Origin of the sequence: Algibacter sp. L3A6 (assembly GCF_009796825.1) — a bacterium.
GTDB lineage: Bacteria > Bacteroidota > Bacteroidia > Flavobacteriales > Flavobacteriaceae > Algibacter.
Genome location: NZ_CP047030.1, coordinates 3704999 through 3731525, shown reverse-complemented (window position 1 = coordinate 3731525; position 26527 = coordinate 3704999). Strand labels below are relative to the sequence as shown.

The following is a 26527-nucleotide window of genomic DNA, read 5'->3' as shown; positions in this document are numbered from 1 at the left end:
GTAAATATAGTTAAAAAAAACATGTTTTGTTTAACTTTTCAGGTATAATATTAAACAAAGCAATTTAGTCCTAAGTTTTTAATCGATAATCAACTGAGGAAATAGGAGCGAGGTTAACTTATAAGTCTAAGATTTAACAATCTCTAATTAAGCAGAAGTTATGTCAATTTTAAATTTAGAATATAATTTCTTTTTTACATTTTTTCCAAAAGGCAAAGAAAGAAGGGTAGTAGCCTTTTACATCAAACATCCAATCTCTTTGCTCCTCGACACCTTGATAATGTACATTTAAAGGATGCTCTTTGTAATATATATTTTCTAAACGGTATAACAATGTAAGTTCATTAAATTCACCTACAAATATTTGGATGTTTTCTATGTTTTTTGAGAGACCAATTATAAAATCAATAGTTTTTTTAGATACGGGATAAGCCTCAAAATGTGAGGGTTCCAGTAAGAGAATTCGATTGGCAGATTCGTCGTTTTTCCAAACCGGATCTAAGTTATAAAAATTATAAATTAGTGTTGGTAACTCCTCATTTATAATTATAGTTTTAGATTCTGGAAGTGGTGTTTTTAAATCTAATTGTTCTGAAAATGTTAACACCTCAGGTATCGATAAATTTTCAAATTCATTGTAAGATACATCGAGAAACGTATCCGTTTGCTCGGTATAACAAAAGTTATTAATATTTTCTTGATTGGCATAATACTTCTTATTGCTATTTGCACCAGCAACCCATTGCCAACTTAGCGCATTACTAGCCCAATCTGCATCTAATAAATGATAATACATCCATTTAGCCGGATGCAACCAATGATTTTGAGCAATGTTGCAAGACATAGAAGCTATGTACATTCTTAAATGGTTATGGATATAGCCTGTGCTGTTAAGTTGCTTTACACCAATATCTATAGCCTTAATACCTGTTGTTCCATCGGTTAAACTTTTAGAAATCCCGTATGTTATAACCGGAGTTTGCGTTTGTTTTAAATCTTTATTTATAGCATCACCTTTTGCAATCCAAACGTGCTGCCAGTAGTCCCGCCATGCTAATTCTTGAATAAATTTTAATATAGTATTTGGATTAAAACCTCGCTTTAATAATTCTTGATACACAAATTTTGTAGAAATCACACCACGAGAAATATAAGGAGATAAATAACTTACTGCACCATCTATATAATTTCTAGATTTGCTGTAACCCACAGGATCTATGGCTACTATTCTCTCTATTATAGCTTCAATTTCTGTTGGAAAACAGACTTCCGTATTGGCATTATTTCTCATTAAAATGGTGTTTTTCCTAGTAAAAATATATTACGAAGATATAGAATGTTAAACTTTAATTACGAAACAGAACAATTAAGCGAAATAGAGTTTCTGTTATTACTAACTTAAAGGTTGGTCCTCAATATTTAAAAAAAATCTATTTGAGTTCTTATATGTTTTAAATGAAATCGCTAAAAAGAGTAAAAGATTTATATTAATTTTGTGCTTTAAACACCTTAATAAATTCTGAGATTTGTTAGAAAAAAGACAGCAATTACCCCAAGAACAATTAATAGATACCGATTATTTTATTTACTGTTTAGAAGCAGTTGAGGATGTAGAAATAGATACCGTTACCGAAGCTCAAAAAAAATTAGATCAATTAACCTCGCAATACGGTGTAGCTAGTATTTATAACACCTGCGACACCATTGAAGGATTAGAAGACAACTTAAACGCCTTGGTTTTAGGTGATCATAATTTTAAAGATTACGAAATAATTTACTTGATTATTACAGGTGAAGCTAATAGTATTTGTTTAAACGACTATTACTATAGTCTACAAGAAATTGCAGAAATTTTTGAAGGACGATTGGACGGAAAGATTTTACATTTTTCCAACGCAAAAGTTTTAGATTTAGACGAAGAAGAAGCTCAATATTTTTTAGACATCACTGGAGCAAGAGGTATTTCAGGATACGGTAATGTATCTAATGGAATAACCAGCTCAAGTCTAGATATCGCATTCTTTAACTTATTTAACGAAGATGATAACATGCTAGATGTTGTAGAAGAATTGCATCAAAGACATTACAAACTTTGTAAACTACTTGATTTTAGGTTGTATTATTAAGTTGATGCTGTTCTTAATTATTGGGCAAACTTATAATTCTGAGGATTCGCTGAGAATGGCGTAAAGGAATTGGATTAATTAAGTATCGGGTTTCTTAGAAGTTCTACTATTTTTAATTTAGGGAACTTAGATTCGTACAATACAATAAGATTAACTTTTTGCTAAGTTGTACAGGTTTGATGCATTGCATCGATTTTATTGGTAATTATTTCTGAAATTTAAAAAAAAATACCATTTTTACTTTTTCCATTCTAAAGCCCCAAAGCTTTAACCTACATATCATGAAAAAACTATTATTTTCTTTACTTTTCCTACTATTTATTTTACCAAACTTATTTTCCCAATGTCCAAATACGGAAATTGTTTTAACCACACAACAGCAAATCGATGATTTTGCAATAAACTATCCTAACTGTGCTCAAATTAATGATGATTTAGTCATAAAAGGTAGTAGTGATATACAAAACCTAAATGGGCTAATTGACATAACACTTATAGAAGGCGATTTAATTATTGGCGAAAATTCTATTGGAACAACAACATCTTTAATTAACCTCAATGGATTAGAATCGCTTGTAACAATAAATGGCGACCTAATTATCCAAAGAAATAACCAAATACAGTCCTTACTAGGATTAAATAATTTAATTGAAATTGGAGGGGTATTTAAGCTTAATTCAAACCAAGAGTTACTTAGTTTAGATGGCTTATCCGTTTTAAATTCGGTACATGGATTATTTATAACTTTAAATAATAAGTTAAATAGTATTGAAGCCTTAAGTAGCTTAAACGTTATAGAATCTAACCCATACAATAACGCATTTTTAATTTCAAGAAATGATTCTTTAACGAGTCTAGAAGGTTTAGATTCTGTTCACACAATTGATGGTAGTGCTGTAATTAGTGATAATGGTCTTCTAAATTTATATGGATTGCGTAATTTAAAAAGGGTTAATGGTTATTTAAGCATTGAATCTAGTGAGTTTTTATTGAATTTAAATGGATTAGAAAATTTAGAACGGATTGCGGGGCGTTTTAGAATAGCCTTTAATACGGCAATGCTAAACTTAGAAGGATTGGATAATTTAAAGCGTGTAGAAGGTGAATTAGAAATTCATCAAAATGCTTTAGTAAACCTAAATGGTTGTAAGATTGAGCATGTCGAAAAATTAAATATTTTTAATTCTAACCATTTAATTGACCTTACCGGATTAGAAGGACTTACGAGTATTAATGGAGATGTAATTATTAAATTTAATGATGCCCTAGTGAATTTAATGGGGTTAAATAATCTTAAGAGTATAGGAGGAGAGTTTATTATTTATCTAAACAAATCTCTGATAGACTTGCAAGGCTTAGAAGCATTAGAAGAAGTTAGTCCGCTTGGAGCAATGCCTTTTGAAATAAAATATAACGACAATTTGCAAACCCTAAGAGGTTTAAATTCGTTAAAAACGGTTGGAAATGATTTATATATAGCGTATAACAATGAATTAACTCAATTAAACACGCTTCAAAATTTAGAGTATGTAGGAGAAATATTTACCGTTGCTGGTAATGATAAATTAATCAATATAGATGGTTTAGAAAAGATAACCACCCTAAATATAATGAGCATTATTGGAAATGATTCCTTGGTGCATATAGAAGGTCTTAAAAATTTAACATCAGTAAACAGCCTCAGTATTAGTTATAACTTGAGTTTAGAAACTTTAAATGCACTTTCTAATCTCAATGCAGTTAATGGATTGGTTATTAACACCAATAGTTCTTTATTAAATTTAGAAGGATTAGAAGGATTAGACTCAATTGGTGGTTCGTTATCAATAACAAATAATGAGAATCTTGAAAATTTAGTAGGTCTTGACAATTTGGAATTTATAGAGGGAAATTTTAATCTTAATAATAATATTAAACTAGAATCCGTAAATACACTTTCCAAACTGAATAAAGTAGACGCTAAATTATCCATCGACGCTAATGATTCACTACTTACTTTAGAGGGCTTCAAAGCTCTGAATTCAATTAACGGAGAGTTAATAATAACCGAAAACGGTAGTCTCGAAAGTCTATCTGGCATTCAAAATATTCATAACGAGTCAATAACAAAATTAACTATAAAAAACAATATAAATTTGTCTCTCTGTGAGACAATTAATGTATGTAATTACCTAACAAGTAATGCAGAATATATAATTGAGAATAATTCACAAGGATGCAATAGTTCTGAAGAAATAATAGCTTTATGCGGAGATGAGTTCAATACAATAACTGGTCAAATTTTATACGATATTAATGATAACGGTTGCGATGTTGATGATATTCATGTCAAGAATACGTTAGTTTATACCAGTAATGACTTAACATCATATTCTACTATAACCGATGATGCAGGGGTATATGTGCTTTATGTAGAAGAAGGAAGTTTTACAACTACAGCATTTGTAAATGACGAATATTTTGAAATATTTCCGCAAGAATATACCTCCAATTTTGAAAACCTTATACGAGACGAAACTGTTGATTTTTGTTTAACCGAAAAGCAAATCGCAAGAGATATTGCTGTAACATTGATTCCACTAAAGGAAGCAAGGGCAGGGTTTGATATTAGTTATGAATTGATTTATGAGAATCTTGGAACATCTATTGAAGAAGGTTCTATCATACTAGAATATGAAAATTCCCAGCTTAGTTATATAAATGCATCTGTCTATGAAGACTCGCAAAGTACAGGTCTATTAACATGGGGTTTTCAAGATTTATTGCCATTTGAACAAAAAAGTATTACTGTCAATTTTAACATTTTTACACCTCCAACAGTAAACAATGGTGATATCCTAACTCTAACTGCAAGTACAGGAATCTCATTTGAAGATTTTGACCTCGATAACAATACATTTGAGCTTCAACAAACTATAATAGGTTCTTATGACCCAAATGATAAAACTGTATTAGAAGGTAATGAAGTTTTTATTGAACAGGCCGATAAATACTTGCATTATATAATTAATTTTCAAAATATTGGTACAGCTTCTGCAATCAATGTGAGGATAGAGGACATAATAGATGAAAAACTAGACAGAAAGACATTTCAAATCCTCACATCTAGTCATGAAGGCTTATTTACTTCATTAAAAGATAATAAAATTACTTTTTTGTTTGAAGAAATCAATTTAAATTATAAAGATGACAACGAAGAAGAGAGTAAAGGTTTTGTAGTCTTTAGGATAAAACCTGAAAAAGAAGTTAATGTTGGAGATATTATTTTAGGTCAAGCAAGCATATTTTTTGATTTTAATCAGCCTATTATAACGAATACAGTATCAACAACTTTTATTGAACAGGCCTTAAGTATTACTGAAGAATCCATCCAAAACATACGTTTATTTCCTTCGCCATCTAATAGCAAAATATCTATACAATATGAAGGGTTGATATTACAATTTAAGATATACAATACTGCGGGAAAATTGTGTTTAGAAAACAGTGATAATAAAGGCATAGAAAGTATAGATATAAGAAAATTATCGCAAGGGATATATTTTATAAAATTAATGGATCAAAGCCAAATGGAAACAGTATTGCGCTTTGTGAAAAATTAATCAATTAGCTTGTGCAATTTTTTATTAAGTACATTTTATCGAATACGCAATTTTTAATAATTGCAAAAAGGTTAGCTTTTATTTTTGCATTGGCAAGTGTTGGGTAATTGTGTGTAAAATAATGACGCAAGTTCAAATTATTCTTATGAAAACAAATATTTCTTATAGAATACTTTTTTACGTTAAGCTTATCAATATTAATCAAACTATGACTGTAAGACGGCTGTTACATAAATGCAGACGATATAGACCTAAAGGCGCTATATCTGCATTTATGTAAAATAGAACAGAAAAAGTTCTATTCACTGTTTTAAGCATATAATATATTTGTATTATAATGTTCTGCGTTATGTTACTTTGCTTGGGTAAAAAGCTTTAAACCTCTCAAATTTCCTTTATTTTTTTCTTTCTAAAAGTTTCTTTAAAAAATGTAATGGAATACGCTTTTTACGAAACGACGATAGGAGAGTAGTGAAATGTGTATGAAATGGTTAAATACTTGTAATTATCAAATATTACGGGATACCATAAAAAGTTGTAAACACTCTTCTTTACTTTTACATTTTATTATTTAAAAAAGTATTGCCTGAATATTTTCAACATTTAAAACCTAATTAAAAGAAAGATATGATAGTCATATTTGTTCTTGTTTTAGACAATTAGTTATAGTATGCAAATTATAGATGAAATAAAAACTTACAAAACTAATTAAATAATGTAAACTCAAAAGAAGATAACAATTGTAATTATGTATATTTATAGCTTAAATCGTTAAGAATATACAGAATTGTCATTGCCTCCTTAAAATAACATATTTTTTAATTCAACTAATAACATTAAACTAAAAAAGTATTTCTCATATTTAAAAACAGAATACTTTTTAATCTATTCATTGTATGTATGAAAATCAAATTTTTAAAAGCTTTTAATGGTGATTCAATATGGATTTCCTTCAAGGATAATGGAACTCACAAAAACATATTAATTGATGGAGGTGTTGGTGATACTTATAAGAGTACATCAAATGTGAAAGGTGAATTATTTAGTTTAATTGAACAAATTAAAAAAGATAAGCAATTCATAGACCTTCTTATTTTAACCCATTTTGATGACGACCATATTGGAGGTGTTTTGAGGTGGATGAATAAAGATAAAGAAGCTTCAAAACTAATAAAAAAAGTCTGGTTTAATTCAGGAAAAGAAATAGCAAAGAAGTTTGAAAGTGATGAAAATAAAGAATTGGATATTGAAATAATTGATGGAGCAGATGATTTTCACACAAGTCCTAAACAAGGAATCAAATTTGAAAAGTATCTTCGAGACAATAATTTATGGGAAGGGAAAATTATTGAACAAGGCGGAGAATTTGATATATTTGGCTTACAATTCAAAATTTTGTCTCCAAACAAAGAGAAATTAGATAAACTTTTGAAATTGTATAAAAAACAAAAAGATTATTTCACAAGTGGTGGTGAATTTGATTTTCAAACTTCTTTAAAAGAATTTATTGATGAAGAAAATAAACCTGGTTTTAAATTCAAAGAAGAGACAAGGGTTGCCAATGGAAGCTCTATCGCTTTAATAATGGAAAACAAAGGTAAAAGCTATCTTTTCTTAGGTGACGCTCACCCATCAGTAGTTGTAGAAGGCTTGAATAATTTTGGCTACAATAAAAATAATGTATTAAATGCTGAATTTATGAAAGTGTCTCATCACGGGAGTAAATACAACACAAGCAAGGAATTATTAGAAATTGTAAGAACTGATAAATACATAATAAGTTCAAATGCGACTAAACACGGACTACCAAATAAAAGAACTATTGCAAGAATTATCAATAACAATCCTGATGCTTTTATATATTTCAATTATAATTTAAAGGATGACATTTTTTCTGAGCAAGATTGGATAGATTACCCTTCTTTTAAATCTAAAATGCAAAATGATTTTTAATGGATGAAAACGATTTAAAAAGATATACTGTCATTTTAGGTGAAGGTAGTGGGGTTTTATTTCAACCATTAGATGAAACTAAAACTTATATACTTTCAGCGAAACATATTTTTCATAAAGTTATTCCCAATGATAGTGGACCGGACACAAAAGAATTAAAAAAGAATATTAATTGCTCTTTTTCAGATAATCAGAACGAGCCTAATGAAATTGAAATTATAAATAACGAAAATTATTTTGAACATTCTGATGAAAATGTCGATGCCGCTATTTTAATCTTAAATGAAAACCTGGGCTTAAATCAAATTTTTATAGATGAAAAAACAACAGGCTTTAATGGTTATAATTTAACAGGATATCCTGAAAGCAAGCGTAAAGCAAATGATAAATATGACAAACAATTAATAAGTGATTTAAACAGTTATAATGATAGTTTAATATCCTTAAGGTTAGTTGTTAATCATTTAGATCATGAACAAATTAGTGGTTTTTCAGGAGGAGGAATTATAAAAATAAATGAAGACAGCTTATTGTTAGCAGGTATTCAAAGTAAAACACCAAATGGACCTTGTAATGGTGAAATACAAATTGTACCAATTAAAAGGTTTGATGAAATTATAATTGAAAATGATTTACCAAAATTATTGCCAAATTTCTTATCTAATATTGATGAATTAAAAAAAATAATTACAACTTTTGACCAAACTGTACCCACTTTAAAACCTAAATTACAAATTGCTTTATGGAAACAATTTCGAGAAGTTAAATGTGATTTAAAAGATATATATAAGAGTAACTATATAAATAAATTATCTATTTCTAATTCGGGATTAAAAAGCAAACAGTTTTGGGTTTATTTTCTAGAGTATGCTTTGATAATTAGCTTACTTGAAGAAAGTGATTTTAATGAAGAGTTATTATTGGAAATGAATAAAAAACGAAAGTTTATTTATTCTGACTCTGATAAGGATATTTATGGTTTATACGAAGATATTTTATTGTATGCTTCCGATGATATTGATGATCAATGTCAAATATTAGTTGGAACAAAAAAACTCCCTACAACAGCAAGAACAAGAAGGATGTCTACTTCTAAAGTTCCAACAAATATTGCAAATGTTGATGATTATGAAACAATAGATAGAATTCTTATGCGTAGTAAAATTAAAGAGATCATTCATCTCAAAGCTATAGAATTAGATTGTATAAATATAAACGACGAATTATTAGATAAATTTGAGCACGATCAATTTGAAAATATTTTAACTGAAATAAAACGACTGGTATATGACTTTTTCACAAATTAAAATAAACAACCCTGACTTTGATATTGAAAATTGTAGAACATATCATTATAAAAATGAGGATCGTTTTCAATTAAACATATTTTTTATTGAAGCTAACGTAAACATCATAAAAAATGAATGGAAAAGGTTTTCCAAAATGATAGCTTTAAATTATCAAAACGCTGAATATATGTCAAGTAGTGAGTTTGATCGATGGAATTTTTATATTGTTTATTTATTAAACGAAAGTATTCCAAAAGAACTTAAAGCACAAATTGAAAATGATAAATTTTCAAGTAGAAAAATTGTTGAGGATTCTTATGGCAATGAATTTAATGATGATGTCGCGAATCGTTTAATTATAAAACATATTACAAACACTGACCTGAAAGAAATTGTAGATGCTACTGATCAAGTATCAATCTCAGAATATATTCCTAAAAATATAGAACTATGGAATTTACTTACCAAAAAAGAAAAAGTAATTGGTGCTGCTAGGGAAGTTCAAAAAGAAATCGTTCAGAAAATAAATGCATTATGAAAATAAAAAGTGTTAAAATTACAGGTTTCAGAGCATTTGAAAAAGAAGAAAATTCAACTTTTGATTTCACGAAAGATGGAGAGATAATGAATTTTGCTTCAATATACGCTCCAAATGGTTTTGGGAAAACATCTTTTTATGATGCTGTTGAATGGGGCATTACCCAGAAAATTCAACGCTTTGATAAAATGGTTGATTTTGATAAAGTAAGGAAAGACAATGAAGCACCATTATTATTAAATAAGAATTCTAAAAATGGAAAAGTTATAATTGAAACAAGTGAAGAATCCTTTGAAAACGTAATAAATTTACGTAAAAAATATAACTACAAAGCGGAGGCTTACAATAAATATTTTAAAGACCAGATATTAACCCAAGATTTAATAGATACTTTTCTAAAAGAAGAAAAAGCGGAAGATAGATATGCTAAATTCCTTACAATAGACAATGATTTAGCAAAAAATGATTCTGCATATAAAAAGATTATCCATTTATTAAAATTTATAAAAGAAGAAAGGAAAGATTTAACTGGTAAAAAAGAGTTAGAACAAGAGAAGCTACAAGGTGAGATTGATTTTGAACAAGAATTTAAAAAATTTGATGAAATTAATGAAGTAATTAGTTCACTTAACAAAGAAGATGAAAACTTAAAATTAATTGACCAAAAAACATTTAATCAGACTTATTATGATAATTTATCTACAGATATTGATGTGAGATTGTCTTCATTAGAAGATGAATTAATCAAAGCTAAATTACGTATTGAAACAATAAGTTTAGCTAGGGATGGAGAAGAATCTGAAGATGGTAAATTAAAAGGAGGTGTGTTATTCTATCTTGAAAATAAAAATAAAATTAAGAAATTAGATGCCCAGTTAAAAGAATTAAACCAAGTAGTAAAATGGTTTGAAGAAAAAGAAAAACTTACTAACAAGTCTAGTGATACTGATGAAGATTTAAAAATTAAGCAAAATAGATTAGAGAGAGCTCTAAAAATTGAAAGACAGTTTGAATCATTTCTAAAAATACAAAAAGAGATAGACAGTTTAAATAATAATCTTGCAGATTATAAGGATACATTACTTAAGTCAGAACATGATAAACTTAAGACTGAAAAAGATAAAAAAGAGACATTAACAAAATTTGATAAAATAAAAACCTTACAAGAGAATAATAGGTCTAAACTTAATAATATTCCAACTCAACAAAAGGAATTTGAATTAACTTCTCAGATTGTTTCAAATGCTCAAAAAACTCTTGAAAATTTATCAAAATCAATTGATTCAGAAGAAAAGAAAAAGAATGATTTAAAAATAACTTTAGATGATTTTGGTTATTATGAAAATAAGATTAATAAGGACGTTGAAATTTTATCAGAATTTAAATTATTTAAAGAATATAAAGACTTAATCACGAGCTATATTCTTAAGGAAAAGAAACTAGAAAAATTAAAAAAAGAAATTCAAGAAATTCAATTAAAAATTGATAATCAAACTCATTTAAATAAGGAACTGAGTGAGTTTGTGAATTCAGGATTAGAATTAATAAATAAATCAAAAGAAACAGATTGTCCTTTATGTAACTATAATTATTCTTCATTTGAAGAATTATCTAAGAATATTTTATCTAATAAATTATTAGGTAATCAAGTACAAGAATATTTAAAAGAAAAAAACATTAAAGAATTAGAAGTTAAAAATCTAATACTTGGTTTGGCTATACATAAAGAAGATATTAAAAAAAATATTTTTAGTGTCAAAGAACCGTATTCTTTAGAGTATAAAAACACACTAAATAAAATAGAAAAACTAAATTCTGAAAAAAATAATAATTTAGAAAAATTGAAAAAGAATCAAACGGTTTTAAACGATCTTAATTTATTATTAGGTAATTTAAAATCATTTGATGAATTGGCAACCAAAATAGAAAATGATCTAAAAACAATTGAAAAGGAGGGATTAGAGTTATCTAATCAAATGAAAGAAAAAGAAACGTCTTTTACAGAGAAAGAAGCATTTATTAAATCAATTAAAGAAAAAATAGAAATTTCTGAACGTGAAATTTTAAAATATCAATCTTCCAGTGATTATAAGGAAATTAAAGAATACTTTAATAATGAGTTAAATTCTAATGTTTTTGAAAAATCTATATTAATCGAAGACATATCTAATAAGCAGCTAGACATTATTCGTTTAAAAAGTAATAATGAAAATCTAATTAAATTATTAGATGACTTAAAGATAAAATTATCTAATTATACATTATCGAAGGGTGAATACATTAAGAAAGCTGAAGAAGTTAATAATGTTAAAAACTTAACATTGAGAATTTATGAAAGCTATGAAAACTATATTCAATCAGAATTTGACTTAATATTAAATGATAAAGATAAGTCTCAAATTGAAATAGTATTTGCCAATTTAATAGATGATCAAAAGAAGTTAGAAAAACAAACTGAAACAATAATTCAAAAATATAAAATAGTTAGCATTTTAAATGATGCTTGTATAAAAGCTACAGAATCTAAAAAAGTACAAGATCAAATCGATCAAATCAATAAAAGTCTAAAAGAACTAATAAAGGGAGAAAGAGTATTGAATAATGAAAAAAACAATCTAAAAACACACCTAAAAACTTCAATTGAAGCCTATTTCTATACACCTTTAATTAATGCTATTTATAGAAAAATTGATCCTCACCCTGATTATAAAGATATTGAATTTGAATGTGATTTTTCTAAAGAAAAACCTAGACTACAGATTTATTCAATCTCTATTGATGAGAACGGGAAGTTAGTAAAATCAGTCCCTTCATTATACTTTAGCACGGCTCAAATAAACATATTAAGTTTAAGTATTTTCTTAGCTCGAGCGTTGAAAACTAAGAATACTAAAACAGGTCATTCTGTAGATTGTATATTTATTGATGATCCAATTCAATCAATGGATAGTATAAATATTTTATCATTTATTGATTTATTTAGAGGAATAACATTATCGTTAAATAAACAGTTGATTGTTTCAACTCACGAAGAAAATTTTCACCTTTTATTGCAAAAGAAAATTCCTTCTGAGTTGTTTAAATCAACATTTATAGAATTTGAAACCTTTGGAAAATTAAAGAACTGAATTTTAACGACCTAATATAATTTTGGCAAAACAATAGGAGAGAGGAACGTAATATTTTAGGGAGCTAGTAATATATATTCTTAAGCTTTAAATTATAAAATATCTCTAAAAATAGTATTAAAAACTTCGAATCTATCCTAAAATATAGAGAAACGAACCGTAATTGTTTCCAAAATTATGTGTAAGTCTTGATTTTTTTGTTTCTTTTTTCATCAAGGAAAAAAAGAAAGTAACAAAAGATTAATACTAACAATGTTATTATCTATTTTACATATTATTTTAAAGAATTAATCCAGTATAAATTCTTTAAAATAGCTTAATCCTATATTTGATTAAGTTTATGAATTGTTTTGTATTTAACATAATAAAGTTAACACAACAAAAAGAGGTTAATTATAACTACCAAATAGAACAAGTGCATAGAATTTTATTTTTTTAAAATTTATGCTCTTGTGGAAAGTTTACTAAAATGTTATTAGAAAAAAAATACAACGAGAACTTAATTTATATTACAAATTTGAAGAATTCTAAAAATTAGCTTTTGTGCGGCTGCAAGCGTTGGAAAATTGTGTTTAAAAAAATTACTGCGTAGCATAATTATTTTTAAAAAGCAATCGAGCGTTTTTGGCAAGAGGCAATTTAACATAATGGCGAATTATAGCTACAAATTAATATAGTTCGAATGTTTATTAGAATAACGTATTTAAAAAATGTTATTTAATAATACCAAATACGATATTCTACAAAATTATAATTGAAACTTGTTGACGAATTTTAAAACACCCCCAAACGAATGTTTATTGAATGTTCAGATGTTTATGGGATATTTTACATAATATTGAATTATAGCTATCTAATTGTATTACATATAATTTGTACTATAATTAATATTATGTAAAATAGAATATTTTAAACCATACTCTAGTATCCTTCAAACTACAAATAAAATATAGAAAACACGAATAACGAAATCCTGTTAAGCCACATTCATTTGTATAATATCTTTAAGCTGAGTTTTACCTATAGGTTTATTTACAATACCGTTCATACCAACGGCCATACATTGTGCTTTAACTTCACTAATTTCTAATGCAGTTAATGCAACAATGTTACAATCTGGTTTAAAAGATTTTATTGTTTTAGAAGCTTCAAAGCCATTCATTAACGGCATATTGATATCCATAAGTATTAAATCGAAATCGTCCGTTTTACAACGTTCTACGGCTTCTAATCCGTTATGCGATATCGTACAAATGTGTCCAATAGAAACAATAAGTTTATTGGTAATCATTTGGTTAATTTTATTGTCTTCCACAACTAAAACCTTTAACGGCTTTGTTCTATTATGTAAAGTACTTTTGGCAATAACATCTGGTGTAGCAATTTCACAAGGAATAACAAACGAGAATACACTACCTAAACCAAGCGCACTATCTAATTTTATTTTTCCGCCCATGGTTTCTACATGGCTTTTTACAATAGATAAACCAAGACCAGAACCAAACGATGTGTTTTCTTCTATGGCTTGTTTAAAATTTTCGAATATCAATGTGTGGTTTTCATTAGCGATGCCTATACCTGTATCTTCAACTTTAAACTCTAAATAATCGATATCACTATCTGTATTTATAAGTGCTACCCTAACATCTATTCTACCTTGATTGGTGAATTTTATAGCATTAGAAATTAAATTATCTAAAATTTCTGTGAGCTTTAAACTATCTAAATAATATAGATTATCTATAGCTGCGGGCATGTTTAAAACCAGCTCGTTATCTTTTTCTTTTGCCGAATAATTAAGCGAATTTATAAGGTCGCTTATTAAAACTTGTAGGTTAATAATTGTTTTTTTCTCCGCTACCCTATCCGATTCAATTTCGGTGATTCGCAATATTTTATTAACCAATTCGTGTAATCTGTTACCCGAAAACTGTAAGGAATTAATTAAGTTTTTATGTTCTACACCCAAAGTCTTATCATCGGCTAGCATTGAGGTTATCCCCATAACGCCGTACAAAGGCGTACGTAACTCATGACTTATATTACTCAGTAATTCCGATTTTAAACTAGTTAAATGTTCGGTTTTAGATCGTGCAGCTTCAAGATCTTTCCGTCTTTGTTTATCTTTAAATGAATGCACAAGAAAAAGCATTAACAGGAAAAACAAAACAAATGAGACTACAATAGCCGTAATAATATTATTTCTAGAATTAGAAGTTTCGGTTTCTAATTGAGCCTGCGTAATTTCATTTTGGTATTCACTAAATTTAAACTGCGCATTTAGATCTTCTAATTTTAAACGTTTTTCGGTATTAAAACTTAAATCTTTATAAAACTGTTTATTTTTTAAAGCGGCAATCGCTTCGGTATAATTGCTTTGGGCTTCAAATATTTCATATTGCAAATTGTAGCTGTCTATCAATTCTGGATACAGCGCTTCTTTTTCAGCAATTTCTATAACTTGTTCTAAATGAATATTGGCGATATCAAATACCCCTTTCTGTTTGTTATAAAGCGCTTCTAGGTAATGCAACGTCGCTAAAAAAACAGGGTCTTCAATATTATTATCTGCTATGGTTTTGGTGGCAGACTCTAAATAAGGTAAAGCATTGTCGGTTTTATTAAAATCTAAAAACAAACCAGCCATGTTTAAATACCAAGCCGAAATATTAGCCGGATTACCGTGTTTTGTGGCATAAGTAAAAGCTTCGTCGTAATATTTTATAGATTTATCTAAGTTTTTTTCATCTTTAGAATAAACACTTCCTAAACCATTTAAAGCAGAAGCGGTGATATAATCGCTATTTAATTCTCTACCGAATTTAAGGGTAAGTAAAAAGTATTTCTCAGCACTACGATCATCGTCTAGCATTTGATATGTAGTCGCTAAACTATTATAGGCTCTGGCTTGCTTATCTGTTACATTAGAAATATTAGCCAATTTTACGGCAATTATAGAATACTCTAACGCTTTCTCGAAGTTAGAACCAAAATTTTCTTTACGAGCCAAATCTATCAATACACTTATGCTATCGCCAGCCTTCCCTGTTTTATTTTGAGGTTGACCATAGCTAGATATAAAGCTAAACATTAATAGGATGATAAGTAAAGTTCTATTCAAGCTAAATTTATTTAATTTCCTTGGTTAAGGTATCGATATAATTTATGAAATGCAAAATACCGACATATTATCTTACGAACCAATTAATTATCGGTTTTTGTACGCTTATTAATTATTTAACACATTTCATCCGTTTTTCTCATCATTATTGGCATAATTGTTGAAATTATAAAAGTTAAAGTACTGTTATGTAACGTTTAGCTTTAGTCTACGACTAAAAAAATAATCTTATATTTGTCAGCCCAAAATTTTATCAAAAATGAAGCCGGATCCAAAATCAAAAGCAAAGAAATCTAAATTCAAGCTTTTACATCAATACTACTCTTACACAGGGTTTTACAGCTTTGTTTGGCAAGCTGTAAAGAAGGCTTTACCTTATATTATTGGTATCGTTATTTTGGTATATGTGGTAAATCATTTTTTTGATATCAATAAAACACTAACACATTTAACTGAAATACTTCCGGCTTACGGTGTTTTAAGTTTCTTTTTTGTTTCAGAAACACTTTTAGGTTTAGTTCCTCCAGAAATTTTTATTGCCTGGGCAGGTAAAATGTACAGTCCTTGGTTTTATTTAGGTGTTTTAGCCGTGCTATCTTATGGTGGCGGTTTGGTATCTTATTGGATGGGGCGCACCATAACTAAAATTCCGTCGGTACATAATTACATTGAAGTAAAAATGGAAAAGCAACTTAAAAACTCAAAAAAATGGGGTGGCTTTTTAATTATGGTTGGTGCGGTATTGCCTCTACCCTTTTCTATTGCTTGTTTAGCAGCCGGAATTATCGAATTTCCGTTTAAAAATGTCATGCTTTTTGGTTCGCTTAGGTTTATCCGTTTTGCGCTTTATGGCATTCTTATTTTTAGTGCGCTTTAATAGGTTTTTACTTCAACGAATTTCACCTTCTATTTATCTTATTTTTAACGATTATTATTAAGGGATTACAACTTTAGAACCTTATTTTTGCTGAAAATTTACAGCATGTTTTCATTATTAAATATTTTCAGAATTGTAGCCTTTTTAGAAGGTGTATCTTATCTTCTTTTATTATTTATTGCAACTCCAATTAAATACATCTCCGATAATCCTGAATACGTAAAACTTTTAGGTATGCCTCACGGAATGCTTTTTATTGTCTACATTATTTTAGCTTTTTTAATTAAAAGTGATATGAAATGGACTAATAAAACCTTTCTTATTGTGCTTGTAGCTTCAGTTATTCCTTTCGGAACTTTTTATGTTGAAAGCAAACTTTTAAAACCAACCGTTTAATGAGTGGTTTGCAACATAAATTTTATGACTATTTAATATTAAGTGGTTTTACCGAAAACTCGGCCAAGTATTTAAACATGCTTGCACTATTAGTTGCGTTACTAATAGCTGTGTTTATTATAGATTTTGTAACGCGAAAAATACTAGTAAAAACCTTTGCTCAGTTTGCTTCGGTATCTAAATCTAATTTTGACGATTTATTGGTTGCCAATAAAGTACCACGTAATATAGCACACATTATTCCTTTACTTGTAGCTATTAGATTTGTACCTGAAGTATTTGGAGATTTTCCAACTTTTGAAGATGTTTTTGAGCGTGGCTTAGAAGTTTTTGCCATTATTTTAATCCTCTGGATTGTTAGAAGCTCGCTTAATGCTTTAAAAGATTACCTAAAAACCTTACCGCGTTTTAAAGATAAACCTATTGATAGTTACATACAGGTTTTTATGATTTTCTCTTGGCTTGGCGGTATTATGTCGGCCATTGCCATTTTAACAGGTATTGAGTTTATAAAATTTGTTACCGGTTTAGGTGCTATTTCTGCAGTAATTATACTTGTTTTTAAAGATACTATTATGGGCTTTGTAGCCAGTATTCAAGTATCTATTAACGATATGGTGCGTATTGGCGATTGGATTACTTTTGAAAAATACGGAGCCGATGGTGATGTTATCGAAATTAATTTAGCTACCGTTAAAGTGCAAAACTTCGATAAAACGATAACCACCATACCGACTTACGCCTTAATATCCGATTCGTTTAAAAACTGGCGTGGTATGACGAATTCTGAAGGAAGACGTATTAAGCGAGCGCTTTACATCAAGCAAACTGGTGTTAAATATTTAACTGATGCTGATGTTGAAAAACTAAAAGAGATTCATTTAATAACGTCTTATTTAGAAGGCAGACAAGAAGATATTAAAACTTACAACAACGCGAACAACGTTGATAAAAACCTATTACTAAACGGACGTAACCTTAGTAATTTAGGTGTTTTTAGAAAATACATTGATACTTATTTAAAGCAGCACTCTGCGGTAAATAAAGACATGATGATTATGGCGCGCCAATTGGCACCAACTACACAAGGTATTCCTTTAGAAATTTATGCTTTTAGTAGCGATAAACGCTGGGAAAACTACGAGTATATTATGTCGGATATTTTCGATCATCTTATAGCGGCTCTACCCTATTTCGATCTAGAAATTTTTGAGCTGCCAAGTCATGGTAGTTTTAAAGCTTAATTACCAAACACCATATTTTAAACTATACATTGCTGCGTAACCAGTAATTTCTATTAAAAAAAGTAAAAAAACGCTATTAGATTTTAAAAGATTTAATGGCGTTTTAAAAGTTAATATTATTTCATGAAAAAAGTTGTTTCTCTCATATACTTGCTCGGTATTTTTCAATCTTTAACCGCTCAAAACACAGGCGAAATAAAACAAAAACTAGACTCTTTAGCCAACGTTTACACGGAATACAAACTAAACAATCAGCTACAGAAAGAACGATTTGAAGCCACCATTACTAATGAAAAATGGGATAGTATCAATTTCGATCCTTATAGAAGTGACATAAAAATTCAACCTTTCGAAATTACATTTTCCGACAGTATTTATACCTCACCTATCGATGGCAAAAAGGTCATTACATCGCGTTATGGTTGGCGAAGAGGCCGTGCTCACCAAGGCATAGATATCGACTTAGTTACAGGAGATTCTGTTCGAAGCATGTTTGATGGTATCGTTAGGTTTGCGAGATATAGCTCGGGCCATGGACGCATTGTAGTTGTACGCCATTATAACGGCTTAGAAACAGGTTATGCCCATTTATCGGAATACCAAGTTAAAGCAAATGATACCGTAACTGCTGGCGATATTATTGGTATTGGTGGTAAATCTGGAAATGCAAGAGGTAGCCATTTACATCTTATTGTAAGTTATAAAGGTAATTACATAAACCCAGAATATTTATTCGATTTCTCGGAAAGCAATGCCATTAGAAATGAAAATTTATGGGTGACTAAAAAATGGGTAACGGCTCAATATCACGGTTCTAAACGACAAACGGAATTAGAACTTCTTACCAGTAAATCTATGGCCGAAGCTAGCCATAAGGAAGACAGTAGAAAAAAGATACATGTAGTTAGAAGTGGTGAAACACTTTCTGGTATTTCTGATAAATACAGAATTTCACTTTCTAGACTTTGTAAATCCAATTCGATTAGAAAAACGAGCCTTTTAAAAATAGGTCAAAAACTAATTGTTAGTCTTTAAAAAGTTCAAAATACTTCCTTTTTTCAAATAGGAATGAGTCTTCTTATCGTCTTAAAATCATTGGTTTTTTAAGCTTAGAAGCCTCGTAATAAAATACGCTATCAACTTTATAGGTTTCGAATAGTTCTGCTGCACCCTTAATTTTAAGTTTATCTCTTATATGTAATAACCAATCGCCTCGATCTACTTTTACGCTATCTAAAACCGCATTAGTTAGGTTTGCTCCTTTTAAATTCGCTCTAATTAAAAAAGCTCCAGTTAAATTAGCGCCTTCTAAATTGGCGTTAATTAATTTAGCATCGTCCATATCAACGTGCGATAAATTGCTGTTTTTTAAGCTAGCGTTTTGTAAATCAACATTCATTAAATCGGATCCAGATAAATTGGCATCATTTAAATTAATATCTCTTAAAATAGAGCCTCTTAACTTAGCATCCATTAATTCCGATTTTGTAAAATCACTTTCCTGTAAAATTTCATCTACAAAGAAAGATGATGAAATTTTACTCTTACACAACGAAATAAGTAATTGTCCACGCTCTGGGCTAATAGGTTCGTCAATAAGCTTATCGCCTACCATGTATCTGTATGGTTTCATGGCGCGGCTTAAGCCAATAATTCGTCCTGCCAAAGTATTAGAAAGTCTAGAAGAAGCATTGTTTTTTAATTCGCTATTTACATCACTTAGAACTTCGCCCATAATAAACATTTGAGTAGAACGACGAGACGCCTCAGCTAAATGTGTTTGAGTTTCTATTTTACTATTCTGAATTTTTAATAAATTGTTTTGGTAAAACATTAAAGTTGTTGGTAGAATAGCTAACAATAAACCAATAACGCCAATTCGGGTAATACGCCTAATTAAACTCGCTACAAGGTTAGATGTGGTTTCTATTGATATTTTATGTTGCTGATTAAATTCGTTAATAGAATTATAAATACTCTTTTTAAGGTTTTTACCAGCAATTAGAGTTCCAACAAACTTAAAAACGCCGCGCTTATTAGATAAATATTTTTTAGAATCTAGTTTTTCTAGACGTGCCTTTAGGCGTGCATTTTCTCTTAATAAGTCATCAATATGCTCACTCATTTTTAAGTTTGGGGTTTGGTTATTTTTCGGTTGAAAACAAATTTACTGCTTTAAATTTAATTGAACTTCATTACTGTTTTTACCAGTTTATTGTTTTTAATAATTTGATCATAAAGGCTTCTTTATTATTCGATAAAACCTTTGCCTGCCAATATAAATAATCTTTTTATTAAAAATCAACACAAACATATTTTTCATCGATGAAAGACATCTTTGAATAGGTGTATCTACGTATAAATACGATTAAATGCATTTTTAACTAACTTAATGTAGTCTATTTCATTATGTTTGGCGCTTATTAACCATAACCAAATTTAAATGATGAAATTGAAAATTAAAATTACCGGATTATTCTTAATCTGCTTATTATCAAATTTTAACAGTACAGCCCAAGAAGGCTATATTGGAGAAGTGAGAATATTTGCAGGTAATTTTGCTCCCCGAGGTTGGGCACTTTGTCAAGGACAGTTATTAGCAATCTCTCAATATGACGCATTGTTCTCAATTGTAGGAACAATATATGGTGGAGATGGCAGAACGACATTTGCATTACCAGATTTACGCGGGAGAGCAGCTATAGGGACTGGTGATGGTCCTGGATTGTCTACTTATAGAGAAGGATCTAAAGGAGGAAGAGAAAATATTACTTTAACTGTTTCAAATATGCCTTCTCACAATCATACCGCTACATTTACCCAAACATCCGGTGTTTCAACCATACCAGCCGTTGCGGAAGAAGCAAACTCAGATAATCCTACAAATAATAGTCTAGCAATTCCTAGTATTGGAGGAGCTAACAAAATATATAGTAGCGATACTCCTGATGCGAACTTATTAAATGGAAATGTTAACGTAGAAGGAAATGTTAATATTCTTAATAACGGAAGCCAACAGCCTTTTGATATTAGAACTCCTTATTTGGGTATTAATTATATAATTTGTCTTCAAGGCATATACCCATCACGCAGCTAATTAAATCAACACAAATCTTTAAAATATGAAAAACAATTACACATTAAAGTTTTTAAAAATAACATTGTTATTTTTTGCTCTGTCTCTTACAAGTTTGCCTGTGTTTTCTCAAACTGTGTTAACTGAAGGTGATATAGCATTTACACGTATAAATATAGATGATGAAACACTCTCCTTTGTTCTTTTAGTCCCAATAGCTAATTCAACTAAATTTATAATAACTGATGAAGCATGGAACGGAAGTTCTTTAGATGCTATTGAATCCTCGATTGAATTTACAGCTACATCAGATTTTTTAGCAGGAGAAGAAATTTCTATTGATACAGATATCTTAAGTTTTACTTCTTCAGGTTCCGGAACAGCCTCTCTTTTAAGTATAGGCGCTTACAGTCCAATTAATGGAAATATGTTGGGAACTGCAGGTGATAATCTTTTTATTTATCAACCGGAAAATGCACCTGGCCCTAATGATTTTGTAGCTGGGATAAATGCAAATAGTGGAATAGCAGGAACCCCTGGAAATGCTTGGAGTACTTCAACTAGTACCTCAAACTCATTTTTACCAAGCGGTTTAACTAATGGTACAAACGCTTTAGGTCTTTTTCCAAATGGAGGTGCGCAAATAGAAGTTAATAATGCTCGCTATATACCGACATCATTACATACGGGTGATAAAGCTACGATTCTAGCTGCTATAATGAATCTTTCAAATTGGGAGTTTGATAATGCTGTGCCTTTTCCTGTATCTTCAACTACATTTAACGTTACAGTGCCTTGTACAGAGCCAGATATACCCACCATTAGCTATGCTCCGGAAACTATTTGTGATGGAAATAGTGCTTTACTAAATATTTCTGGTGATTTAAATGATGCCACAACATGGTATGTCTATACAGGTTCTTGTGGAGGCACATTAGTTGGTACAACAACAGGCTCAACCATTATTGTAACACCAACCCCACCAAGTACAACCTATTATGTTAGAGGTGAAGGTGGCTGCGCTACTGCAGGCTCATGCGGTACTGTAACAATTACAACCACGCCGCGTGAAGACGCTTCTTTTAGTTATAGCGCTTCTGCTTATTGTGCTGATAGTTCTGACCCTACTCCTACAATCACTGGAGTATCTGGAGGTACTTTTACATCTTCAGGAGGATTATCTATAAATTCTACTACTGGTTCTATTGATGTATCAGCTTCCACGCCCGGAGCCTATACTGTAACTTATAACACTTCTGGTTTATGTGATGGATCAGAAACTGCTTCTGTTACAATAAATACTTTACCAACAGTAACCTTTACAGCTCCTGAAGACCTATGTTTTGATGCTGGCAATCAAGCTGGTTTAGGTAGTGGAACAGCTACTGGCGGTGTGTATTCTGGTACTGGTGTTACTGACGATGGTAATGGAATGACTTATTCTTTTGACCCAGCTACCGCTGGTGTTGGAATTCATACTATAACATATACGTTAACCAATGCTAATGGATGTACAAATGCTGTTAGCGACGATATTGAAGTTACTAATCCGGATGCCCCTAGTGTTGATATTATTACTGTTGGTTTAACAGGAGGTTGTGCTGAATTTAGTACAGGCTTTACTAAAACAGACATTCTAAATGGTAAAAACGTTTATATATCTAATTTAGACGATTTTCCTCTTGCAGTTGGTTTTGACGGCACAAAATGGGTTTTATTCTCTATGGACATTGAAAATACAGGATTTGAGAACACGAGTGTTCCTGAGGGGTTAACACCTCCACTAACAGGATGGGTTCCAACTCAATGTTTTGACGGCACGATGGATATCTATCTAGGAGCATATGTTTGTTACAACGGAACTATAAACGATATATCAAATCTTTATCCTGAAGACAATCTAAAAGTTTATGCTGATAATACTACAGAAACACCTCTGAATGCATCTGACTTAGTAATAAATGGAAATCAATACTACATATCAAAAACAATTAACGGTTGTGAAAGTGATAGATCTGTGATTGAAATAACCGTAGGGTCTGAAATTAATAATGAGGTAACATTAAACGCAGGAGTATTAACAGCAACTCAATCTAATGCATCATACCAATGGTTTGCTTGTACTGGTGAGGGCGATGAATATTTAGATGGTGAAACAGGTCAAAGTTTTACAGCAACCCAACCTGGAAATTACAAAGTATGGATTTCTGTTTTAGACTGTTCGGTAGAATCTACATGTATTACCGTATCTACTTTAGGAACAACGGAGATTACCGATAATAAATCTAATTTTTCAATGTATCCAAACCCTAGTTCTAGCCAAGTGAAAATTAAATCTAGTTTAGGTGGACAATTTAAAATTATTAACCAATTAGGACAAACTGTAAAATCATTTAATGTAACAGCAACTATTGAAACTACAGTTTATGTTGGAGACTTAAGCGAAGGTATGTACTTTGTGCAAGGTACCGATGGCGCTTCTGAAAAGCTAATGATTAAAAAATAGTTAATATACATTTTAAACAAGCATAAAAAAAGCGTGAATTCTAAATTAGAATTCACGCTTTTTTCTTTTCAATATTAACCTTTTTAAAGCATCCCTCCTACTTAGGATCCAAAATGGTATTAATACGCTCTAAACAATCTTTATAGTGGTATTTTGTTGTAGTGTCAGTAGAACGATAAGATGCGCTAATAACTATCTTTTTTAATACCGATAATTCTCCTCTAGCCAAAGCTCTAACATCTGAGGATTCCGTCATTAAAAAAGCCATACGTTCAATATATGCACGTTGTAAATTACGACGATAAATATCTACATTTTTAGTTGCATTAGCTTCTGTCCAAAGTCCTTTACGAACATCTTGCAATAACTCTAAAGCAGAGTAATTGTTTGCATCTATAGTTTCATGATCTATTAAACGTTCTAGAATCTCCTGGCTTAATAATTTATTTAAAAAACTGCTTTGGTATTTACCTAAACGCGCTGTGTAACCTTCAAAATCTGTTCGGCTTAAAAGTTCTTTTTCAACTAACCAACTTGGTGTAGTAAATGCATTTTCGTGCAACCATTGCACGGATGCCTTTTGAGTTTCTTTAGGTACAGCTACAAACGGGATTCCTGATTGGTTCGGGTTAATTAAATTCTCATGTACACCACCAACATTGGTTAATACATGACTAATGTAACGACGCCACGCTCCAAATAACTCATCATATAACTCCTCTAAATCATCATAATCATTAGTAACATCACTAGTCCATTCTGGTAAATGAATAGAAACATATTTTAAGTTTTTAAGTGCATAAGTACTCGCTTTTATAGCGTCGTTTCCTATATCTTCTGTTTGTGATGTAGGATCAAAACGGCTTCTTTGTTTTCCGAAGATATATTTTGGATCACCAGCTTTTTCAAGAATCCAACCATCTAGAGTTATTAGTTCTGCCTCTGGAGTATTGGCCTCTGGAATAACACGATACCCCCAGTTAATAGCATAATCATCATAAGCTCCTAATTGTCTAATAAACCTAATATTTTGGTCTCCAGGTTGCGCAATATAATTATAACGCGCATAGTCCATAATAGTAGAAGCAATACCGTTTTTTTGTGTAAAATCACCATTTCTATAGCTTTCAACATCATAAGCTTTACTCGCACTCATGTTATGTGGTAAACCTAAGGTATGCCCTACTTCGTGAGCAATTACCATTTTCATCATTTCACCAATATCTTCTTTGGGTGTATTTAATGTTCTAGCTGCAGGATTAGCGGCGCCCGTTTCAATTAAATACCTATTTCTATAGGAACGTAAATGGTTATGATACCAAATAATATCACTTTCAATAATTTCTCCCGTTCTTGGGTCTGAAACGCTCGGCCCCATAGCATTTCTAGTTGTACTCGCTACATAACGTATTACGGAATAGCGAATATCTTCTGGACTAAAATCTGGATCTTCTTCTTTACTTGGCGGGTCTTTTGCTATAATAGCATTTTTAAAACCAGCTTTCTCAAAAGGACCTTGCCACAGCTCTACGCCTTCTTTTATGTATTTACGCAAGTTTTCTGGCGTAGCCGGATCTAAATAATACACAATAGGCTTAATAGGTTCTACCAATTCACCGCGAGCATAAGCTTCGGGATCTTTAGGCTCCATACGCCATTTACGAATAAAAGTTTTGGTATCAGATTTTAATGCTTCACTTCCATAATCTACATAATCTAAAGTAAACCATCCCACACGCTCGTCTGAAAAACGAGATTGCATAGGGTTTTCTGGTAACAAAATCATAGATTGATTCATTTGTAAACTTATAGATTCACCACTTCTAAAAGATGGTGGTGCAGATGCATTGTAAGTCATATCTTGTACAACTTCAATATTCTCAGGAAAACTTTTAACACTATTTATAAAACTTCTAGAAGCATCTAAATTTTTAACCTTATACTCCGTGCGCATATAAGCTGGTAAACCACTAATAGCCTTAACATCACTCGTGTAAAACTTAGTAACATCGACCACTACCGCAGTAGAATCTTTGCTAAACGCGCTAATATCAAAAGCAAATAATGTAGGTTCGTAATTATTAGATTTAACCGAAATACTAATTGGTAACTCTTCATTAGCTACCGAACTATAAGATTTCTCTTTAATTAATATTTTGTTTTGAAAACGCTCCCACGTTACTAAGCGCGAATTGGTTTTAGTTCCCGCATTAACATAACCGTCTCCCATGTTAGCAGGCAGTTTAGATATCCTGCTTACCAGAAGCATATCTTTCCCCAAATGCTCCATAGGAATTTCGTAAAAGTAAGACTCACCAACCTGATGTGTTTTAAACAAACCATCATCGGAAATAGCACTTTTAGTAATAACTTCGTTGTAAGGTTTTATTTTACCTTCTTTTTTCTTTTCAACGGGTTTAGATATTTCACTTTTATCTTTTTTATTCTTTTTTCGTTTAGATTGCGCATAGTTGGTTGTAGAAGCTAAGCACATCATTAATGATAAAGTTACTAGTATTGTTTTTTTCATAAAGAAAGGGTTATATATAATCTTTAAAAATATAAAATATATACCGTTAACCTTTTTTTTTTACAAAATTTTAAGGCAAATAAATATTGTAATTACGAATTTATTATTTTGAAACACTTTTAGTTAGAATTTAGTATTTAT

At 30.2% G+C, this 26527-nt stretch carries 16 protein-coding genes; 12 read left to right on the top strand and 4 right to left on the bottom strand.

The window, feature by feature from the left end; genetic code table 11:
• Positions 1–175: 175 nt before the first annotated feature.
• Positions 176–1291, bottom strand: coding sequence for an FAD-binding domain-containing protein (locus tag GQR98_RS15470; protein ID WP_159020301.1), 1116 nt, complete (start codon positions 1289–1291; stop codon positions 176–178).
• Positions 1292–1526: 235 nt separating this feature from the next.
• On the opposite strand from GQR98_RS15470, the gene GQR98_RS15465 reads away from it, so the two are divergent.
• The 6 genes from GQR98_RS15465 to GQR98_RS15440 all read left to right on the top strand — a co-directional run bounded on the left by GQR98_RS15465 (position 1527) and on the right by GQR98_RS15440 (position 12636).
• Positions 1527–2126, top strand: coding sequence for a DUF6642 family protein (locus tag GQR98_RS15465; RefSeq protein ID WP_159020299.1), 600 nt, complete (start codon positions 1527–1529; stop codon positions 2124–2126).
• A 281-nt stretch (positions 2127–2407) separates the two neighbouring features.
• The gene (locus GQR98_RS15460) at positions 2408–5728 is read left to right on the top strand and encodes a T9SS type A sorting domain-containing protein (protein WP_159020298.1); all 3321 of its coding nucleotides are present in this window, start codon (positions 2408–2410) and stop codon (positions 5726–5728) included.
• Between the two features lie 900 nt (positions 5729–6628).
• A complete protein-coding gene (locus GQR98_RS15455; RefSeq protein ID WP_159020296.1) occupies positions 6629–7681 on the top strand; it encodes a ComEC/Rec2 family competence protein in 1053 nt (350 codons plus the stop codon).
• Positions 7681–8988 (top strand): ABC-three component system protein, encoded by a 1308-nt coding sequence (locus tag GQR98_RS15450; RefSeq protein WP_159020294.1) that lies wholly within the window; start codon positions 7681–7683, stop codon positions 8986–8988. Before GQR98_RS15455 ends, GQR98_RS15450 begins: the two co-directional genes overlap by 1 nt.
• On the top strand, positions 8969–9508 hold the full coding sequence (locus GQR98_RS15445; protein ID WP_159020292.1) for an ABC-three component system middle component 1: 540 nt from the start codon (positions 8969–8971) through the stop codon (positions 9506–9508). The genes GQR98_RS15450 and GQR98_RS15445 overlap by 20 nt, the downstream gene beginning before the upstream one ends.
• On the top strand, positions 9505–12636 hold the full coding sequence (locus GQR98_RS15440; RefSeq protein WP_159020290.1) for a hypothetical protein: 3132 nt from the start codon (positions 9505–9507) through the stop codon (positions 12634–12636). Before GQR98_RS15445 ends, GQR98_RS15440 begins: the two co-directional genes overlap by 4 nt.
• A 976-nt stretch (positions 12637–13612) precedes the next feature.
• On the opposite strand, the gene GQR98_RS15435 is transcribed toward GQR98_RS15440, so the two are convergent.
• Entirely contained in the window at positions 13613–15727 is a 2115-nt protein-coding gene (locus tag GQR98_RS15435) for an ATP-binding protein (RefSeq protein WP_159020288.1), read from the bottom strand.
• Between the two features lie 289 nt (positions 15728–16016).
• On the opposite strand from GQR98_RS15435, the gene GQR98_RS15430 reads away from it, so the two are divergent.
• The 4 genes from GQR98_RS15430 (at position 16017) to GQR98_RS15415 (ending at position 19309) form a co-directional block, all read left to right on the top strand.
• Positions 16017–16634, top strand: coding sequence for a YqaA family protein (locus GQR98_RS15430; RefSeq protein ID WP_074935921.1), 618 nt, complete (start codon positions 16017–16019; stop codon positions 16632–16634).
• A 105-nt stretch (positions 16635–16739) separates the two neighbouring features.
• Complete coding sequence (locus GQR98_RS15425) at positions 16740–17030, top strand: DUF3817 domain-containing protein (RefSeq protein ID WP_159020287.1); 291 nt, start codon at positions 16740–16742, stop codon at positions 17028–17030.
• Positions 17030–18274 (top strand): mechanosensitive ion channel family protein, encoded by a 1245-nt coding sequence (locus tag GQR98_RS15420; RefSeq protein ID WP_159020285.1) that lies wholly within the window; start codon positions 17030–17032, stop codon positions 18272–18274. The genes GQR98_RS15425 and GQR98_RS15420 overlap by 1 nt, the downstream gene beginning before the upstream one ends.
• A 123-nt stretch (positions 18275–18397) precedes the next feature.
• Positions 18398–19309 carry a M23 family metallopeptidase gene (locus GQR98_RS15415; protein WP_159020284.1) on the top strand — a complete coding sequence of 304 codons (912 nt, stop codon included), beginning with the start codon at positions 18398–18400 and terminating at the stop codon, positions 19307–19309.
• A gap of 43 nt (positions 19310–19352) precedes the next feature.
• Here the strand turns inward: GQR98_RS15415 and GQR98_RS15410 are convergent, their stop codons facing one another.
• Complete coding sequence (locus tag GQR98_RS15410) at positions 19353–20399, bottom strand: pentapeptide repeat-containing protein (RefSeq protein ID WP_159020283.1); 1047 nt, start codon at positions 20397–20399, stop codon at positions 19353–19355.
• A gap of 318 nt (positions 20400–20717) precedes the next feature.
• On the opposite strand from GQR98_RS15410, the gene GQR98_RS15405 reads away from it, so the two are divergent.
• A complete protein-coding gene (locus GQR98_RS15405; protein ID WP_233268019.1) occupies positions 20718–21371 on the top strand; it encodes a phage tail protein in 654 nt (217 codons plus the stop codon).
• A gap of 25 nt (positions 21372–21396) precedes the next feature.
• Entirely contained in the window at positions 21397–23856 is a 2460-nt protein-coding gene (locus tag GQR98_RS15400; protein WP_159020282.1) for a T9SS type A sorting domain-containing protein, read from the top strand.
• 97 nt (positions 23857–23953) lie between these two features.
• On the opposite strand, the gene GQR98_RS15395 is transcribed toward GQR98_RS15400, so the two are convergent.
• Positions 23954–26386, bottom strand: a complete 2433-nt coding sequence (locus GQR98_RS15395) for a zinc-dependent metalloprotease (protein WP_159020281.1) — start codon at positions 26384–26386, stop codon at positions 23954–23956.
• Positions 26387–26527 lie beyond the last annotated feature (141 nt).

Coding starts and splice junctions, on each gene's coding strand:
- GQR98_RS15470 (WP_159020301.1), bottom strand. CDS start 1,291: ATGAGAAATAATGCCAATACGGAAGTCTGTTTTCCAACAGAAATTGAA.
- GQR98_RS15460 (WP_159020298.1), top strand. CDS start 2,408: ATGAAAAAACTATTATTTTCTTTACTTTTCCTACTATTTATTTTACCA.
- GQR98_RS15455 (WP_159020296.1), top strand. CDS start 6,629: ATGAAAATCAAATTTTTAAAAGCTTTTAATGGTGATTCAATATGGATT.
- GQR98_RS15450 (WP_159020294.1), top strand. CDS start 7,681: ATGGATGAAAACGATTTAAAAAGATATACTGTCATTTTAGGTGAAGGT.
- GQR98_RS15445 (WP_159020292.1), top strand. CDS start 8,969: ATGACTTTTTCACAAATTAAAATAAACAACCCTGACTTTGATATTGAA.
- GQR98_RS15440 (WP_159020290.1), top strand. CDS start 9,505: ATGAAAATAAAAAGTGTTAAAATTACAGGTTTCAGAGCATTTGAAAAA.
- GQR98_RS15435 (WP_159020288.1), bottom strand. CDS start 15,727: ATGTTTAGCTTTATATCTAGCTATGGTCAACCTCAAAATAAAACAGGG.
- GQR98_RS15430 (WP_074935921.1), top strand. CDS start 16,017: ATGAAGCCGGATCCAAAATCAAAAGCAAAGAAATCTAAATTCAAGCTT.
- GQR98_RS15425 (WP_159020287.1), top strand. CDS start 16,740: ATGTTTTCATTATTAAATATTTTCAGAATTGTAGCCTTTTTAGAAGGT.
- GQR98_RS15420 (WP_159020285.1), top strand. CDS start 17,030: ATGAGTGGTTTGCAACATAAATTTTATGACTATTTAATATTAAGTGGT.
- GQR98_RS15415 (WP_159020284.1), top strand. CDS start 18,398: ATGAAAAAAGTTGTTTCTCTCATATACTTGCTCGGTATTTTTCAATCT.
- GQR98_RS15410 (WP_159020283.1), bottom strand. CDS start 20,399: ATGAGTGAGCATATTGATGACTTATTAAGAGAAAATGCACGCCTAAAG.
- GQR98_RS15405 (WP_233268019.1), top strand. CDS start 20,718: ATGATGAAATTGAAAATTAAAATTACCGGATTATTCTTAATCTGCTTA.
- GQR98_RS15400 (WP_159020282.1), top strand. CDS start 21,397: ATGAAAAACAATTACACATTAAAGTTTTTAAAAATAACATTGTTATTT.
- GQR98_RS15395 (WP_159020281.1), bottom strand. CDS start 26,386: ATGAAAAAAACAATACTAGTAACTTTATCATTAATGATGTGCTTAGCT.